Source organism: Silanimonas lenta DSM 16282 (assembly GCF_000429065.1).
Classification (GTDB): Bacteria; Pseudomonadota; Gammaproteobacteria; order Xanthomonadales; family Xanthomonadaceae; genus Silanimonas; species Silanimonas lenta.
Genome location: NZ_KE386845.1, coordinates 146,031 through 162,559, shown reverse-complemented (window position 1 = coordinate 162,559; position 16,529 = coordinate 146,031). Strand labels below are relative to the sequence as shown.

At 73.0% G+C, this 16,529-nt stretch carries 16 protein-coding genes; 5 read left to right on the top strand and 11 right to left on the bottom strand.

Annotated features, from left to right (window positions below):
* Positions 1-60: 60 nt before the first annotated feature.
* Positions 61-2,442, bottom strand: coding sequence for a penicillin acylase family protein (locus tag G408_RS0111725; protein ID WP_028771235.1), 2,382 nt, complete (start codon positions 2,440-2,442; stop codon positions 61-63).
* Positions 2,443-2,551: 109 nt separating this feature from the next.
* On the opposite strand from G408_RS0111725, the gene G408_RS0111720 reads away from it, so the two are divergent.
* Complete coding sequence (locus tag G408_RS0111720) at positions 2,552-3,361, top strand: M48 family metallopeptidase (RefSeq protein ID WP_028771234.1); 810 nt, start codon at positions 2,552-2,554, stop codon at positions 3,359-3,361.
* A 16-nt stretch (positions 3,362-3,377) separates the two neighbouring features.
* Here the strand turns inward: G408_RS0111720 and G408_RS14940 are convergent, their stop codons facing one another.
* From G408_RS14940 to trxC, 5 genes are all read right to left on the bottom strand, one after another.
* On the bottom strand, positions 3,378-3,809 hold the full coding sequence (locus tag G408_RS14940) for a DUF3592 domain-containing protein (RefSeq protein ID WP_051282947.1): 432 nt from the start codon (positions 3,807-3,809) through the stop codon (positions 3,378-3,380).
* A gap of 2 nt (positions 3,810-3,811) precedes the next feature.
* A complete protein-coding gene (gene parC, locus G408_RS0111710) occupies positions 3,812-6,061 on the bottom strand; it encodes a DNA topoisomerase IV subunit A (RefSeq protein ID WP_028771233.1) in 2,250 nt (749 codons plus the stop codon).
* 74 nt (positions 6,062-6,135) lie between these two features.
* Positions 6,136-6,672 carry a response regulator transcription factor gene (locus tag G408_RS0111705; protein WP_028771232.1) on the bottom strand — a complete coding sequence of 179 codons (537 nt, stop codon included), beginning with the start codon at positions 6,670-6,672 and terminating at the stop codon, positions 6,136-6,138.
* Positions 6,669-7,910, bottom strand: coding sequence for an ATP-binding protein (locus G408_RS0111700; protein ID WP_037413096.1), 1,242 nt, complete (start codon positions 7,908-7,910; stop codon positions 6,669-6,671). Before G408_RS0111700 ends, G408_RS0111705 begins: the two co-directional genes overlap by 4 nt.
* Before the next feature lie 83 nt (positions 7,911-7,993).
* On the bottom strand, positions 7,994-8,440 hold the full coding sequence (gene trxC / locus G408_RS0111695) for a thioredoxin TrxC (protein WP_028771230.1): 447 nt from the start codon (positions 8,438-8,440) through the stop codon (positions 7,994-7,996).
* A gap of 107 nt (positions 8,441-8,547) precedes the next feature.
* Between trxC and G408_RS0111690 the strand changes: the two genes are divergently transcribed.
* Entirely contained in the window at positions 8,548-9,030 is a 483-nt protein-coding gene (locus tag G408_RS0111690) for a CopD family protein (RefSeq protein ID WP_245584313.1), read from the top strand.
* On the opposite strand, the gene G408_RS0111685 is transcribed toward G408_RS0111690, so the two are convergent.
* The 4 genes from G408_RS0111685 to G408_RS0111670 form a co-directional block, all read right to left on the bottom strand.
* A complete protein-coding gene (locus G408_RS0111685) occupies positions 9,017-9,901 on the bottom strand; it encodes a bile acid:sodium symporter family protein (RefSeq protein ID WP_028771228.1) in 885 nt (294 codons plus the stop codon). The two genes, G408_RS0111690 and G408_RS0111685, sit on opposite strands and share 14 nt — an antisense overlap.
* Before the next feature lie 8 nt (positions 9,902-9,909).
* Positions 9,910-10,959: a synaptic vesicle VAT-1 family membrane protein gene (locus tag G408_RS0111680; RefSeq protein ID WP_028771227.1), complete on the bottom strand. Its 1,050-nt coding sequence runs from the start codon at positions 10,957-10,959 to the stop codon at positions 9,910-9,912.
* Positions 10,960-11,074: 115 nt separating this feature from the next.
* A complete protein-coding gene (locus G408_RS0111675) occupies positions 11,075-12,457 on the bottom strand; it encodes a DEAD/DEAH box helicase (protein WP_028771226.1) in 1,383 nt (460 codons plus the stop codon).
* Positions 12,458-12,682: 225 nt separating this feature from the next.
* Positions 12,683-13,579 (bottom strand): universal stress protein, encoded by an 897-nt coding sequence (locus tag G408_RS0111670; RefSeq protein ID WP_028771225.1) that lies wholly within the window; start codon positions 13,577-13,579, stop codon positions 12,683-12,685.
* An 88-nt stretch (positions 13,580-13,667) separates the two neighbouring features.
* Here G408_RS0111670 and G408_RS0111665 point away from each other — a divergent pair, with 88 nt between their 5' ends.
* The gene (locus G408_RS0111665) at positions 13,668-14,033 is read left to right on the top strand and encodes a YbaN family protein (RefSeq protein ID WP_028771224.1); all 366 of its coding nucleotides are present in this window, start codon (positions 13,668-13,670) and stop codon (positions 14,031-14,033) included.
* 12 nt (positions 14,034-14,045) lie between these two features.
* Here G408_RS0111665 and G408_RS14550 read toward each other — a convergent pair whose 3' ends face one another.
* Entirely contained in the window at positions 14,046-14,675 is a 630-nt protein-coding gene (locus G408_RS14550) for a C40 family peptidase (protein WP_084628259.1), read from the bottom strand.
* 62 nt (positions 14,676-14,737) lie between these two features.
* Between G408_RS14550 and G408_RS0111655 the strand changes: the two genes are divergently transcribed.
* Together G408_RS0111655 and G408_RS0111650 are read left to right on the top strand one after the other, a co-directional pair.
* Positions 14,738-15,217 (top strand): FKBP-type peptidyl-prolyl cis-trans isomerase, encoded by a 480-nt coding sequence (locus tag G408_RS0111655; protein WP_028771223.1) that lies wholly within the window; start codon positions 14,738-14,740, stop codon positions 15,215-15,217.
* 76 nt (positions 15,218-15,293) lie between these two features.
* Complete coding sequence (locus G408_RS0111650) at positions 15,294-16,520, top strand: DUF418 domain-containing protein (RefSeq protein WP_028771222.1); 1,227 nt, start codon at positions 15,294-15,296, stop codon at positions 16,518-16,520.
* The last annotated feature ends 9 nt before the right edge of the window (positions 16,521-16,529 follow it).

Here is a 16,529-nt window from a genome sequence, read left to right as displayed (position 1 = left end):
GGGGGCGCCAGCGCTTTTCGCCAGCTTTGACGGATTCCCGCCCGCAGCCCGGGATGGCCTTCACGGCGGGCCGGGACGCAGTTCGAGGCGGTGTCGTGCCGGACCGGGCAGGAAGGGGGCGGGACGGCCCTGCGCCCAGTCGGCATGGCCGGCGCCCCAGTAGGGCGAGAGCGGATGGCCGGCCTGGCCGCCGGGGAGCTGGAAGAGGCCGTCGCCTTCGCGGCCGGGCGAGACCACCAGGCGCTGCGAGGCGCCGAAGGCCGGAGCCTGCACGCGCGGCATCTGCGCATCCCCGGGCAGGGGCTCGGCCGGCATGCAGAGCCGGCGGCGCAGCGGGCCGGGCAGGGCCTGGGCCAGCGGGTGGCAGATGGCGGCGGTATTGGCCTCGCCCCAGCTGCGTTCTGTGAGCGGGCCCGGGTGGCGTTCGCGCAGCCCCTTCGCCGCGGCCTCGGCAGCCTCGGCCAGCAGGGCGTCCCAGGTCTCGAACCGCGGCGGCAGCAGATGGGCCGGGCGCTGTTCGAGGAGGGGCCAGAGCACCCCCTCGATCTGCGGCAGGTCGGGCAGCAGGAAGCGTTCGCCCAGCGCCACCTTGGCCGGACCGAGCAGGCCATCGCGCACCCGGCCCAGCACCTCCAGCCGGAAGGCGCGGGTGAGCCGGTAGCCGGCGGACCCGACCGAGGCATGGCCGTCCCAGTCGGCGGCAGCGGCGGCGATCTCTCCATCCGGCAGCCGGGTCGCCACTTCGCGCAGCAGACGGTTCCAGCGCTCGAGGAAGATCGCCCGGTCGTCGAGCTGCAGGGCGAGCAGGGCGGGCTCGTCGAGCGGCGCGGTGGCCAGCATGGCCTCGGCGATCTGCTTCTGCCGCGCGCCGAGGGCATAGCCGGCATCGCCGATCAGGGCCAGCAGTTCGCCGTCCACCACCCGGGCATTGGCGGTCCAGAGCCGGCCGGAGGGCGGATCCACCAGCTCCGGCTGCAGGGCGGCGTCCGCGGGGTGCCAGCCGGCCCAGTCGCAGCCCTCCAGCGGCCGCAGCGGGGCCGTGGGGTCGCAGCCGCCCACCCGCACCGGGATGCGGCCGACGAGGCGCCAGGCGATGCGGCCGGCATGGTCGGCGATCAGCATGTTCTGCGCCGGCACGCCGGCGCGGCGCCCCACCTCGAGCGCCGCGTCCAGCCCCTCGGCGCGCACGAGGTCGAGCAGGCCGAAATCCAGGCTGCCCGGCAGCTGCGCGGTCCAGCGCAGAGCCAGCGCGCTGCCGTCCGCCTCCTCGTGCAGGATCGGGCCCCAGCGCGTCTCGCGCACCCCCAGGGTCTCGGCCTCGCCGCCGGCCACCGCCAGGCGCTCCTCGTGCACCACCACGGCGTCCTCGCCCTCCGGCGTGCGGTAGTGGCTGCGCGTGGCATCGGTGAAGTCGATGCGGAAGAAATCCAGCCAGTCGCCGTAGCTGTTGGTGAAGGCCCAGGCCACGCGGCCGGTGCTGCCGGCGATGATGCCGGGCACGCCGGGCAGGCTCACGCCGCTGGCATCCACCCTGCCGCCGGGGGCTGCGGGATCGGCGTAGCGCAGGCGCACCGGATACCAGAGCGAGGGGGCGCGCAGGCCGAGGTGCATGTCGCCGGCGACGATGGCGCGGCCATCGGCGGTGGCGGCGGCGCCGGCGGCGAAGTTGTTGCTGCCCGGCGCGGCGGGCTCGGCGGCGGCCACGGGCTTGCCGTTCTCGGGATGGGGCAGGGTGCGCAGGTCGAGCACGTCCGGCGGCGGCAGCACGGCATCGCCGCGGGCCTCGCCGAACAGCGGCGCGTCCCAGACCGTGCCGTCGCGCAGCAGGAGCGCGGCGAGCGGTGCCGGCACCGCCTCGCGGAGGCGCCACAGGGCCAGTTCGCGCGAGTTGGTCTCGTCCTGCAGATCGAAGAACATGGCGTAGCCGGTGAGGGCCGAGTCGACCTCGGTCCAGGCCTCGGGGCGCTGGCGCAGCAGCAGGTAGGGCCAGGGCCGCACGCGCAGCGAGGCGAGGCCGGCGTTCACCCCCTCGGTATAGGCGCCGAGCAGGGGCAGGCGTTCACCAGCGATCTCGGCAAGCGCCGCCTCGGTGCGGGCACGCAGGCGGTGGAGGCGGTTCTTGCGGTCCACGGGCAGCGCCCGTGCGCCGAACAGGGCGGCGAGCTCGCCGGCCGCCACGCGGCGGGCGAGGTCCATCTCGAAGAAGCGCTCCTGCCCGTGCACGAAGCCGAGCGCGCGCGCCATGTCGAATTCGTTGGCCGCCGAGATGGTGACCCGGCCATGCGCATCACGCTCCACCGAGACCGGCGCCGAGAGTCCCGGCAGGGCGAGTTCGCCCTCCAGCGTGGGCAGGCTGCCGCGCAGCAGCCACCAGAGCACGAGCAGGGCGAGGAGCAGCAGGGCGGTGAGCGCGAAAAAACCGCGGAGCAGCCAGGAACGCATGGGAGGGCCTTGCGGGCAGGGCGATGGCAGGCAAGCCTAGCCGACGCGGGCTGCCGAGGCATGGCGATAGACTCGGACCGGTCCATCGCCAGGAGGCCCTTCGATGCCCATGCTCCGTTTCCTTGCCCTGCCGCTCGTGCTCGCCTCCGGGCTGCTCGCCGGCTGCGCTACTTCACCCACCGGCCGCAGCCAGTTCATCGCCGTGGGCGACGCGCAGATGAACCAGCTCGGGGCCACCGCCTTCGAGCGGATGAAGCAGGCCGACACACTCGCCCGCGACCCGCGCAGGCTCGCCACCGCGCAGTGCGTGGTGGAGGCCCTGAAGCCGGTACTGCCGCCCGCCGCCCAGCGCCTGCCCTGGGAGGTACAGGTGTTCGAGGATGCCAACCCCAATGCCTTCGCGCTGCCGGGCGGCAAGGTCGGCGTGAACACCGGGCTGTGGAGCGTGGCCCGCTCGCAGGACGAGCTGGCGGCGGTGATCGCCCATGAGCTGGCCCACGTGGTGGCGCGGCATGCCGCCGAGCGGGTCTCGCAGCAGATGGCGGCCGGGGTGGCGCTGGAGGCGGCGCAGGCCTACAGCGGCGCGCGCAGCTCGCCGGAGAACACCCGGCTGCTGATGGGGGCCCTCGGCCTCGGGGCCCAGCTGGGCGTGATGCTGCCCTTCTCCCGCACCCACGAAACCGAGGCCGACCTGCTCGGCCAGCGCTACATGGCCGAGGCCGGCTTCGACCCCGAGGGCGCGGTGCGGCTCTGGCAGAACATGCTGCGGGCGAGCAGCGGTGGCCGGCCGCCGCAGATCCTCTCCACCCACCCCGATCCGCAGAACCGCATCGCCGCCCTGCAGGCGCGGGTGCCCGAGCTGCGCCCGGTGGCCGAGCAGGCGCGCGCCGGCGGACGGCGACCGGCCTGCCGGATGTGAGCTTTGGGGCGCCGGCTCAGGCCGTGGGCGGCGTGCGCAGGTCCTTGATGCCGGTCCAGAGGAAAACGAGACCGAGACCGATGGCGAGGAGGTGGCCGCCGAACAGCGAGCCCCAGCCCGCCAGCCGCGCCTCGTGCGGCGCCTCGGGGCGGTAGCGCACCGTGACGCGCTCGCCGACGGCGTAGGCCGCCGGGCTGCTGCCCTCGCTGCCGGTGAAGCGCACGCGCTCGCCGGTGGGCGTGGTGAAGGCCACCACCGGGTAGCCGAGGCGGGTGCTCTGGCCCGCGGGTTTCAGCGAGACGATCTCCACCACCTCGCCCTCGGCCGTCTCGCTGCCCAGCAGGAAGGCGAGCCTGAGGCCGCCGAAGCCGAGGCCGGCCAGCAGCATCAGCGCCCCGATGGCGGGGAAGGCGAGGTTGCGCTTCGGCGCCGCGGGGTGGGCGGCCATGCTCAGGCCACCTCGATCCGGTCGACCTTCTGGAAGCCGCGCGGCAGCAGCTGGCCGCGGCTGGCGCGGGCGCCTTCGTAGGCCTGCAGGTCACGCCAGGAGAGGCCGAGCTTGCGGGCGCCGCAGTAGAGGGTGGCCTCGCCGCCCTGGCGCACCACTGCCACCGCGCTCACCACCTCCTCGCCGCTCTTGAGCCTGGCCGGCGGGATCTGGATCAGCTTGTTGCCCTTGCCCTTGTCCAGTTCGGGCAGCTCCTTCAGCGGGAAGGCGAGCAGGTGGCCGCTGCTGGTCACCGCCACCACCCAGTCGCTGGCCGGGTCGTTCACCGGCACCGGCGGCAGCACGCTGGCGCCGGCATCGGGATTGAACAGGGCCTTGCCCGACTTGTTGCGGCCGATGAAGTTCTCGAAGCGGGTGGTGAAGCCGTAGCCGAAGGAGGAAACGAGCAGGAAGCGCTGCTCGGCCTCGCCGGCCAGGGTGGCCACCATCTGCGCCCCGCTGGGCAGGGTGAAGCGGCCGGTGAGCGGTTCGCCATTGCCGCGCGCCGAGGGCAGGGTGTGCGCCGGCGTGGAGTAGGCGCGGCCGGTCGAGTCGATGAAGGCCGCCTGCTGGTTGCTGCGGCCCCGGGCGAAGGAAAGCAGGCCATCGCCTTCGCGGTAACTCAGGCCCGCCGGATCCACGTCGTGTCCCTTGGCGGCGCGGATCCAGCCCTTCTGCGAGAGCACGATAGTGACCGGTTCGCTCGGCACCAGCTCGGTCTCGTCGATGGCCTGGGCGGCCTGGCGCGCCACCAGCGGGCTTTTGCGGGCGTCGCCGAACTTCCTGGCGTCGGCCAGCAGCTCGTCCTTCAGCAGCTTCTTCAGCTTCGCGCTGCTCCCCAGCGTGGCGACGAGCGTCTCGCGCTCCCTGGCGAGTTCATCCTGCTCGCCGCGGATCTTCATCTCCTCGAGGCGGGCCAGCTGCTTTAGCCTGGTCTCGAGGATGTATTCGGCCTGTTCCTCCGAGAGTCCGAAGCGGGCCATCAGCACGGGCTTCGGCTCGTCCTCGGTGCGGATGATGCGGATCACCTCGTCGAGGTTGAGGAAGGCGATGAGCAGGCCTTCCAGCAGGTGCAGCCGGCGCTCCACCTTGTCGAGGCGGTGGCGCAGGCGTCGCTTGAGCGTATCGGTACGGAACTGCAGCCACTCGCCGAGCAGGGCCTTCAGGCCGCGCACCTGCGGCCGGCCGTCGAGGCCGATGACGTTGAGATTGACCCGGAAGCTCTTCTCGAGGTCCGTCGTCGCCATCAGATGGCCCATCAGGGCGTCGATGTCGACGCGGTTGCTGCGCGGCACGAGGACGAGACGCACCGGGTTCTGGTGGTCCGATTCATCGCGCAGGTCCTCCAGCCAGGGCAGCTTCTTCGCCCGCAGCTGCTGGGCGATCTGTTCCATGATCTTCGAGGGCGAGACCTGGTAGGGCAGGGCGGTGACGACGATGTTCTGCCCTTCCTTCACGTAGGTGGCGCGGGCGCGCACGCTGCCGCTGCCGCTCTCGTACATCGCCACGAGGTCGGCGGCCGGGGTGATGATCTCGGCGGCAGTGGGGTAGTCCGGGCCACGGATGTGCTCGCAAAGATCGCGGGTGCTCGCCTCCGGGTCGTCGAGCAGGCGCACGCAGGCGCTCACCACCTCGTTGAGGTTGTGCGGCGGAATGTCGGTGGCCATGCCGACGGCGATGCCGGTGGTGCCGTTGAGCAGCAGGTGCGGCAGGCGAGCGGGCAGCCATGAAGGCTCCTCCAGCGTGCCGTCGAAGTTCGGGCTCCACTCCACCGTGCCCTGGCCGAGCTCGCCGAGCAGCACCTCGGCGATCGGGGTGAGCTTGGCCTCGGTGTAGCGCATGGCGGCGAAGCTCTTGGGGTCGTCGGGCGAGCCGAAGTTGCCCTGGCCTTCGATCAGCGGGTAGCGGTAGGAGAAGGGCTGGGCCATCAGCACCAGCGCCTCGTAGCAGGCCGAATCGCCATGCGGATGGTACTTGCCGATCACGTCGCCCACGGTGCGCGCCGATTTCTTCGGCTTCGCGCCGGCGTTCAGGCCGAGCTCGCTCATGGCATAGATGATCCGCCGCTGCACCGGCTTCAGCCCGTCGCCGAGGAAGGGCAGGGCGCGGTCCAGCACCACGTACATCGAGTAGTCGAGATAGGCGCGCTCGGCGTACTCGTGCAGCGGGATCTGCTCGAAACCGTGGAAGGCGGGGCGGGCGGGGTCGGTCATCGGAACGCGCAGGGCCGGTGGAACGGGGCTGGGATTCTAGCCCGGCCGGGCCGGACGGCCCGGAGCAGGCGGCCTCAGCGCTCGGGCAGGGGTTTCTTCGCCAGCTTGCGCTGCAGGCTGCGGCGGTGCATGCCCAGGGCGCGCGCCGCCGCCGAGACATTGCCGCCGTGCTCGGCCAGCACGCGCTGCAGGTGCTCCCACTCCAGGCGCCGCGGGTGCAGCGGCGCCTCGGGCGGCAGCGGCGGGCCGTCCTCGTCCTCGCCGGCGCCGAACAGGGCACGCAGCACCTCGTCGGCGCTCACCGGCTTCGGCCGGTAGTCGCTGGCGCCGCGCTTGATCGCCTCGACCGCGGTGGCGATCGAGGCATAACCGGTGAGCAGCAGGATCGGCGCCTCCGGCTGCAGGGCGCGCAGGGGCTCGACGAGCGCAAGGCCATTGTCGTTGCCGAGCCGGAGGTCGAGCACGATGCCGGACAGCGGCTGCCGGGCGAGCGCGAGGGCGGTGGCGGCATCGGCGGCGAGCAGGCAGGCATGGCCGCGGCGCCCGAGGGCGCGGGCCAGCACCGTGGCGAAGGCTGCGTCATCGTCGATGAGCAGCAGGGGGGCGTTCATGGCGGGTCTCCGGCCACGATGGCAGACCAGGGCAGGCAGACCCGGGTGCACAGCCCGCCGCCTTCGGCCGGCCGATGCTCCAGGCGGCCGCCCAGCGTTTCCAGTGTGGCATTGGCAAGCTGCAGACCGAGGCCCAGGCCCTGCGGCGGGCCGGAAGGGGGCGGCTGCGACCCCACGGCCACGAAGCCCGGGCCGTGGTCGCGGATCTCGATGGCAAGGGCCGTGCCGGCATCGCCCAGGCTGAGCTCCACGTCTGTCTTGTCGCTGCGCCGCCCGGCGTCGGCGGCATTGTCGAGCAGATGCCCCAGGGCGGCCTTCAGACCCGGGGGGAAGCACACCCGGCGTGCCGCCAGCACCGGGGGCAGGTGGATGGCGAGTCCGGTCTCCGGGCGCAGCAGGGCAAGCCGCCCGGCGAGGTCGCGCACCGCCTCGCCAAGGGCCTGCGGGCGTGCCGTCTCGTGGCTGTCGCGCACCAGGCGGCGCACCGCATCGCGGGCGTAATCGAGCTGTCGGGCCATCAGCTCCAGATCGTCCGCCGGCGGTGGCGAACCGGGGCTGGCACGCCATTCGTCGAGCAGCAGCCGGGCGGTGGCCAGCGGAGTGTTCACCTCGTGGGCGGTGGAGGCCGCCTGCAGGGCCAGGGCATGCAGGCCCTCGTCGCGCAGGCCGCGCTCCCGGGCCTCGGCCAGGGCCTGCGACTGCCGCCGCAGCCGGGCCGCGAGGCGCAGGCCGAAGCCGCAGAACAGCAGCAGGGCCAGGGCGAAATTCACCGCCATGCCGGCAATGTGCAGGTCGAAGGCGCTGCCGAGGTGGTGGAAGCGCAGGCCGGGCGCCTCGAGGGCGAGAAAGACATAGGCCGCGGCGGAAGCGAGGGCGAGGGCGATCACCCGTGAGGCCGGCAGCACGGCGGCGGTGAGCGCCACCGGCACCAGATAGAGCTGGCTGAAAGGGTTCATGGCCCCGCCAGTGAAGTACAGCGCCCAGGTCAGCGCGGCGAGATCGACCCCGAGGCCCAGCAGCAGCGCCGTTTCGGTGCCAGGCCGGCGCAGCCGCCACAGCCCGAGCAGGGCATTGGCAAGCCCCAGGGCGCAGATGCCGAGCAGCAGGGCCGGCAGTTCGAGCTCCAGCCCGAGCACGGCCGTGGCCGCCCAGACCGCCAGCAGCTGGCCGCCCACCGCCAGCCAGCGCAGCAGGTGCAGGCTGCCCTCGAGTTCAGAATAGCGCGCGGTGCCGGCCATGGGGCGCACAGGGTAACGGTTGCCCGCCAGTGGTGGGCTGCGACCATCGGTCGCAGCCCCGGAGCGCAGGGGATGAGGAGGGCTCAGGCCAGCCCGTAGGCCTTGGCCAGCCACTGCATGAACTGCGGCAAGGGCAGGGCACCGCTGATGCGCGCCACCTCGTGGCCGCCCTGCCAGGCGATCAGGGTGGGCAGGCTCTGGATGCGGAACTGCGCGGCGAGCTGCGGCTCGGCCTCGGTATCGAGCTTGAGGAAGCGGAACTGCGGCTCCAGCCGCTGGCAGGCGGCAGCGAACACCGGGGCGAAGCTGCGGCAGGGACCGCACCAGCCGGCCCAGGCATCGATCACCGCCGGCTGCTCGGAGCGCAGCAGGAAGGCCTCGGCATTCCCCGCGGTGAGGGCGACGGGCTGGCCGGTGAACAGCGGCTGGTGGCAGCGGCCGCAGCGCGGGCCTTCGCCCAGGCGGGCATCGGGCACGCGGTTGATGGTGAGGCAGTGCGGGCAGGCGAGCTGGGTGGTGTCGGCGTCCATGCCGCGAGGGTAGCGGCCCGCGGCCCGGCCTGCACCTGCCGGCGCGCCCACGCCGCCGCGACGGCCCGGCTGCCCGCGCATGGCATGCTGTAGGCCCTGCATGTGCGATGGCCTCAGCGACGATGGACCTCTATCTCGGCAACACCTACCTCTGGACCAAGCTGCTGCACACCCTGTTCGTCATCAGCTGGATGGCGACGGTGTTCTACCTGCCGCGCATCCTCGTCAACATCGCCGAGGCGGAGGGGCAGCCGCCGGTGCAGGCGCGGCTGGTGCTGATGGGCCGCCGGCTCTACCGCTTCGGCCACGTCATGCTCGGTTTCCTGTTCGTGTTCGGCCTGCTGCTGTGGTTCGGCCGGCTCATCGATCCTGCCCTCTGGCCCCACGTCACCGCCGGTCGCGGCTGGATGCACGCCAAGTTCCTGCTGGTGCTGCTGATGCTGGGCCACTTCATCTGGGCCGGGCGCATGGTGAAGGCCATCGGCCGGGGCGCCGCCCCGCGTTCGGCCACCTGGCTGCGCTGGTTCAACGAAGTGCCGGTGCTGCTGCTGCTCGGCATCCTCGTGCTGGTGTTCCTCAAGCCGATCTGAGGCCTTCGGCGCGCGGCAGGGCGCGTTTCAGCACCCACCAGGCGAACAGCCCGCCGGTGAGGTACATCAGCAGCGAATAGATCGCCGGCACCACCGCGGCGCCGGCCATGCCGAGCACGTGCAGGGCGACGAAGATCGCCAGGGTGCCGTTGTGGATGCCGATCTCGAAGGCGATGGCCGTGGCCTGCGGCACGCCGAGGCGGATCGCCCGCCCGGCGGCGTAGCCGGCGAGCAGGCTGGCGAGGTTGAACAGCAGGGCGGCGAGGCCCACCACCGCGGCATAGGTGGCCAGGGTCTGGCGTTCGATCACCACCGCCGCCACGATCAGCCCGGCCAGCACCAGGGTGGAGGCAAGGCGCACCGGCCTGTCGAGGCGCGCCGCCAAGGCCGGGCGCCAGGCGCGCAGCCCCATGCCGATCGCCACCGGCAGGATCACCAGCACGCCCACCTCCACCACCTTGCGGGTGGGTGGGGGCACGGCCTGGTCGCTGCCCAGCAGCAGGGCCAGCGCCAGCGCCGTCCACAGCGGCAGGCTGAGCAGGGCGAGCAGGCTGTTGATGGCGGTGAGGGTGATGTTCAGGGCCACGTCGCCGCGGGCGAGGTGGGAGAACAGGTTGGCGGTGACCCCGCCCGGCGAGGCGGCCAGCAGCACGAGGCCGATGCCGAGTTCGGGCGGCAGGCCGAAGGCCCAGGCCAAGCCGAAGGCCACGGGCGGCAGCAGCCCCGTCTGCACGCCCAGCGCCACCAGCACCGCCTTCGGCGCCTGCGCCACGCGCCGGAAGTCGGCCAGCGAGAGGTGCAGGCCGAGGCCGATCATCACGATGCCGAGGGCGAGCGGCAGGAACAGGCTGAAGATGGGGTTCTCGGCCATGGCGGAGCTCAGGGAATCAGCACGAGTTTCCCCACACTCTGCCCGGACTCAATGCGCCGGTGTGCCTGCGCCGCGTCAAGGAGCGGGAAAGCCGCCACCGGCAGAGGCTGCAGGCGGCCATCGGCGAAGCGCTCCAGCAGCCAGAGCATGCCGCGCCGCAGCAAGGGGGCCTCGGCCGAGAGGAAGCTCAGGTTGGCGGCCAGCACGCTGCGGTTCGTCGAGGTCATCTCGAGCGGATTGAAGCGCGGGGTGCGCCACCAGTCCCAGGCGAGGCGCAGCCAGTTCACCCGGCCGTCCTTCGGCAGCATCGAGGCGAAGCCGTACACCGCCAGCTTCCCCATCGGGGCAAGAAGCGACCAGCTGCCGGCGAGGGTGGCCACGCCATTGGCGTCGAACACCGCGTGGTAGCCGGACGGTGCGAGGGCGCGGGCGGCGGCCACCCAGTCGCCTTCCCCGCGCACGATGGCATGGCGCGCGCCCATCGCCTTTGCGGCTTCCACCTTGTGCGCGGCGCCCACCACGCCGGTGGCCTCGACCCCGGCCAGCCGCGCCAGCTGCAGGAGAGCGCTGCCCACGCCCCCGGCGGCGGAATGCACCAGCCAGCGCTCGCCCGGCTCCGGGTGCACCTGCCGGTGGGCCATGAACCAGGCGGTGAGGAAGACCGTGGGCAGGGCGGCCCCCTGCTCGAAAGACAGGCGTGGCGGCAGGGCGAAGACGCGGTCGGCGGGCAGGCAGAGGTGGCTCGCATAGCCGCCGAACAGGGTGAGGCCGATCACCCGGTCGCCGACCCGCCAACCCTCGACGCCCTCGCCGAGGGCGTCCACCACCCCCGCCACCTCGAAGCCCGGGGTGATGGGGTAGCCATGCAGGCGCTTCGCGCTCTCGTAGAGCCCCATGCGGATGATGCCGTCGGCGTAGTTCACCCCGCAGGCCGCCACCCGCAGGCGCAGCTCGCCGGGGCGCGGGGCGGGCACCTCGCCCTCCACCAGCCGCAGGGCCTCGTAGCCCCCGGGGCGTTCGATGACGATGCGCCGCGCGCGCTCCGCGTTCGATGGCATGGGCCCGGCTCCTCACCTGCGAAGCGGCCAGCCTGCGCGTGCGGCCGGAAAAAGGAAACGGGCCCGAGGGCCCGTTCCGATGCCTGCCGTTCGCGGCCCCGCTCAGCGGCCCCGCTCAGCGGCGCCGCGAGTCCCCGCCGCGCAGACCGCGCCCAGCCCCGGCCTGGCGGCGTTCGTCGCTGCCCCCGGCCCTGCGTTCCGTCCCAGTGCCGGATGGGCGGCGTGGCGGGCCGGCATGGGCCTGCGGGCGTCCCCCGTCGCGGCGCTGGCCGTGGCCATGGCCGTCGCGGCGCGGCGCGCCCGGCGGGCGTCGCACCGGCGTCTGCCCGGCGAGGCGGTCGTCGCCGAGATCGTTGCCGTCGCGGAAGCTCCAGTCCGGCGGGAAGCCGTCGAGGCCGCGCACCTCCAGCGGGTCCTTGAGGATGCGCTGCACCTGGCGCAGCAGCCTGGCCTCGTCCTTCGCCACCAGCGAGATGGCCTCGCCAGTGCAGCCGGCGCGGCCAGTGCGGCCGATGCGGTGCACGTAGTCCTCGGGCACCATCGGTAGCTCGTAGTTGATGACGCGCGGCAGGGCCGGGATGTCGAGGCCGCGGGCGGCGATGTCGGTGGCCACCAGCACGCGCACCTCGCCACGCTTGAACTCGCCGAGCGCGCGCAGGCGGGCGTTCTGCGACTTGTTGCCATGGATCGCCTCGGCGCGGATGCCCGCCGCGGTGATCTGCCTGGCGAGGCGGTCGGAGCCGTGCTTGGTCTTGGCGAACACCAGGGTCTGGTCCTGGTAATGCGTCGAGAGCAGCTTCAGCAGCACCTCGCGCTTCTGCGTGGCGGTGACCGGATGCACGCGGTGGGTCACCGTGGCGGCGACCACGTTCGGCGGCGTGACCTGGATCTCCCGCGGCTCGCGCAGGGCTTCCCTGGCGATCTCGCGGATGGCCTTGTCGAAGGTGGCCGAGAACAGCAGGGTCTGGCGCGCTTTCGGCAGCTGCCCGAGGATGCGGCGGATGGCCGGCAGAAAGCCGATGTCGAGCATGCGGTCGGCCTCGTCGAGCACCAGCAGCTCGATCTCGCGCAGGTCGACGTTGCGCTGCTGCAGATGATCGATGAGCCGGCCCGGGCAGGCGATCACGATGTCGACCCCGCGGCGCAGGGCATTGGCCTGGCTCACCATCGAGACGCCGCCGTAGACCACGGCCAGCTTCAGGGGGAGGTGCCTGGCGTAGTCGCGCAGGTTGTCGTGCACCTGCTGGGCGAGTTCGCGGGTGGGGGCGAGGATGAGGGCGCGGGGGTTCCGCGAGCGCTCGCCGGTGCTGAGCTTCTGCAGCAGGGGCAGGCCGAAGGCGGCGGTCTTGCCGGTGCCGGTCTGGGCGCCGGCCAGCAGGTCGTGGCCGGCGAGCGCGGCCGGGATGGCCTCGGCCTGGATCGGCGTGGGCGTGGTGAAGCCAAGGCCGTCGAGCGCACGGCAGAGCTCGGGGCGCAGCCCGAGGGATTCGAATGTCATGAGGAAACACTCCAAAAACGGAAAAACCCCGGAGCGTTCCCTGAAAACCGCGCTGCGAGACGGGGGCGGACGGGCCGCCGGCGGTGCCTGTGGTGGGCGGACGGGCCGGGGCGACGGCAAGGGCCGAGGCACGCGGCCGGCGGGGGACCTGGAAATCACCCGGCACCGGACGCCGCGCACCCTACGCGAAGGCGCGGCCCGTCACCAGCGCCCCGGCACGCCGGTTCAGGTGGCAGCCAGCGCCAGCAGCACGTCGGCCTCACCCTGGGCCAGCACCCGCTGCCCGAGGCTGCCGAGCAGGCCGCCGATCCAGGGGCCGTGGCCGCGGCTGCCGAGCGCCACCAGGTCGGGCTGGTGGGTGGCGATGGCCTCCATCAGCAGTTCGCCGGCATGGCCGCGGCGGAAATGTCCGGTCCAGCCCGGCAGCCCGGCGCAGAGGGCATCGAAGTGCTGGCTGGCCTCGGCTTCCGCGGCGGCGGCATAGCGCTCGAGCTGGCCGGGGTCGGGCTGCACCAGGGCCAGGGTGGCCTCGGGCAGGCTGGCATGCACATGCAGCAGGCGGCGCCGTGCCCCGGGACTCAGCGCTTCTGCCAGTGCCACGGCCCGGGCCGCGGCCTCGCCGAAGTCGGTGGCGGCCAGCACTTCCCGCCAGGGCGCGGCGGCCGGGCGGCGGCAGACCAGCAGGGGCAGGCAGGCATGGTGCACCGCCGCCTGCGCGGTATTGCCGATCAGGCGGTCGCCGAGGCGGCGTTCGTTGCGGGCGCCGAGCACCAGCAGCTCGCCGCCGAGTTCCCTGGCGATCCGCCCGAGGTCGCGGCGCGGCATGCCCACCCGGCAGGCCGTGGCCACGCCGGCCGCGCCGGCTCCCGGCACCCGCGCGATCTGCCGCGCCAGGGCCTCCTCGCCGGCCTGCACCAGTGCCTCCACGCCCAGCCAGGCGGCACTGCCGGCATCGCCCCAGGCCGAGACGATGGGCAGGGGCTCCACCACGTGCAGCAGGCTCAGGCGGGCGCCAAGGCCCTGGGCCAGGGCCAGGGCGCGGGCGAGGGCATTGTCGGCCGAAGGACCGAAATCGGTGGCCACCACGAGGTGGCGGGGCAGCGCGGTCGCGGATGTCGTCATGGCGGCAGGCTCCGGTCGGGTGGGTGCCCCCAAGGCTGCGCCCTGCGGGCGGCGGCGGCATGACCTCGGTCAAGTATGCTGCGCCCCGATGTGGACCGACCTGCGCCGATGGCTCTGGATCGCCGTGGCCTACCTGTCGCTCGGCCTCGGCCTCCTCGGCGTGTTCCTGCCCGGCCTGCCCACCACGCCCTTCGTGCTGCTCGCCGCCTGGGCGGCCGCCCGCGGTTCGAAGACCCTGCATGCCTGGCTGCTCGCCCACCGCCTGTTCGGCCCGATGGTGCGCGACTGGCAGGCCCGCGGCGCGGTCAGCCGGCCGGCCAAGCGCGCCGCCAGCTTCACCATGGCCCTGTGTGCCGCGATCCTGTTCGCCACCGCGCCGAAGTGGTGGATGGCCGCCACCGGCACCGCCTGCATGGCGGTGGTGGCGCTCTGGCTGTGGCGTCGCCCCGAGTAGCGGGAAGAAAACTCAGTGGCGGCTGTCGAGGGCGCGCTTCGCCCCCCGGTAGCTGCGCTGCCAGTGCGGTTCGTCGAGCACGTCGATGCGCACCCGCCCGCCGCGGCTCGGCGCGTGCACGAAGCGCCCCTCGCCGACATAGATGCCCACATGGTCGATGCGCCCGCGGCCCTGGCGGAAGAACACGAGGTCGCCCGCGGCCAGGGCGTCCCTGGGCACCGGCGTGCCTACTTCGGCGAACTGGTCGGCGGCGGTGCGCGGCAGGGCCAGGCCCACGGCCTCGCGGAACACCCAGGAAGTGAAGCCCGAGCAGTCGAAGCCCTGCTGCGGGTTGCTGCCGCCGAAGCGGTAGCGGGTACCGATCAGGCCCATGGCCTGCATCAGCACGTCGTTGGCGCGCAGGTCGAGCGGCACCGGGGCGCTGGTGCGCGGGCTGCGCAGCGGGCGCGGGGTCGAGGCCTCGCCGCGGGCCTCGCGCCCGGCGCTGGCCGGGCCTTCGCCCGGCACGCTGGCGCAGGCGGCCAGCAGCAGGGCCGCCAGCAGGGGCGGCCACCACGGCAGGGCGCGGTGGCGAGGCTCGGGATTTGGCGCAGGCCCGCCGGCAGCGGGATAATGCGCGATCGTGTCGACGCGGCCGGTCATGGCCGCGGAGTCTGCCCCATCGTCCCGGCCGGCGGCCAGCCGGTCCCTGAACCAGGAATCCCATGAAGATCGAGAAAGACCACGTCGTCCGCCTGCACTACACCGTCTCCGAAGCGGGCGGCGAGGCCATCGAGAGCTCGCGCGAGCGCGAGCCGCTGGCCGTGCTGATCGGCCACAACGCCATCATCCCGGGCCTCGAGACGGCCCTGCTCGGCCGCGAGGCCGGCGAGCGCTTCGAGGTCACCGTCACCCCGGACCAGGCCTACGGCGAACGCCGCCCCGGCCTCGTGCAGCGCCTGCCGCGCAAGCATTTCAGGAACCAGAAGCTCGCCCCGGGCATGACGATCGTGGTGCCCACCCAGATGGGCCCGCGGCCGGTGACGGTGCAGAAGGTGGGCCTCTCGGTGGTCGATGTCGATCTCAACCACCCGATGGCGGGCAAGACCCTCGGCTTCGAGGTCGAAATCCTCGAGGTGCGCGAAGCCACCGCCGAGGAGAAGGAGCACGGCCACGTGCATGGCGAGGGCGGCGTGCAGCACTGATCCTCCGGACCTGCGCACTGGAAACCGGCGCCCCGATGCCTCAGGCTCGGGGCGTTTTTCGTGGGGAGACGAGCGAATGGAGCAGCGGCTGTCCGGGCCGGTGGCCGAGGGCGAGCGCATCGCGGTGCTGGATATGCTGCGCGGCTTCGCCTTGTTGGGCATCTTCCTGATCAATGTGGAATGGTTCGCCCGGCCGCTGCAGGACATGATCGCCGGCGTGGGACCGGGCGAGGGGCTGGATGGCCAGGTCGGCGCTCTCGTCTACCTCCTGGTGCAGGGCAAGTTCTGGGTGCTCTTCTCGCTGCTCTTCGGCATGGGCTTCGCGCTCATGCACCAGCGGGCAGAGGCAGCCGGGCGGCCCTTCATCGGCCTTTACCTGCGGCGCAGCCTGCTGCTGGCCCTGTTCGGCCTGGTCCACATCGCCTTCGTCTGGACCGGCGACGTGCTGTTCACCTACGCGCTCGCCTCGCTCGGCCTGCTGGCATTCCTGCCGGTGCGCGGGCCCGCGCTCTGGCTCGCCGGACTCGGCCTGTACGTGGCAGTGCCGCTGCTCTCCCTGCTCGGCGGGCTCGCCCTCGGCCTGCTCCCGGCCTCGGCCCTGGCGCCGGTGCAGGAGGACATGCGCGCCCTGGCCGCTGCCGGGCAGGCCGCCGCGGCCGTCTACCGCGAGGGGGACTTCCTCGCCGTCAGCGCCCAGCGCTGGGCCGAGTACTTCGGCTGGATCTTCCCGCAGGCCACGCTCTACCACCTGCCGATGGCGCTGGGCTGTTTCCTCATCGGGGCCTGGCTGCTGCGTTCCGGGCGGCTGGCCGACCTTTCGGCACAGCGTGGCTTCTTCCTCGCCCTGGCCATCGGCGGCGGGCTGGCCGGTGGCGCGCTGCTCGCCCTCGGCGCTTCCCTCGGCCTTCGGTTCGACCCGGTGGCCGAGTTTCCCCGTGCCTCGCTGGCCTCGGGCCTGATGATGCTCGGTAACCTGCCGCTCAGCCTGGCCTATCTCGCGCTGTTCCTGCTGCTCGCCAGCCTGCCCGGCCCGCGCCGCCTGCTCGGCTTTCTGGCGCCTGCCGGGCGGATGGCATTGACCAACTACCTCGCCCAGACACTGCTCTGCTCGCTGGTGTTCTACGGCTATGGGCTCGGCGTGTTCGATGCCATGGGCCGGACCGCACAGCTGGGTTTCGTCGTCCTCGTCTTCACCGCCCAACTCCTCTTCAGCCATGCCTGGCTTGCGCGCTTCCGTTTCGGCCCGCTGGAATGGCTGTGGCGCGCCGGCACCTACCTGCGCCTGCCGCCGCTGCGGCGCTAGACTGCGCGC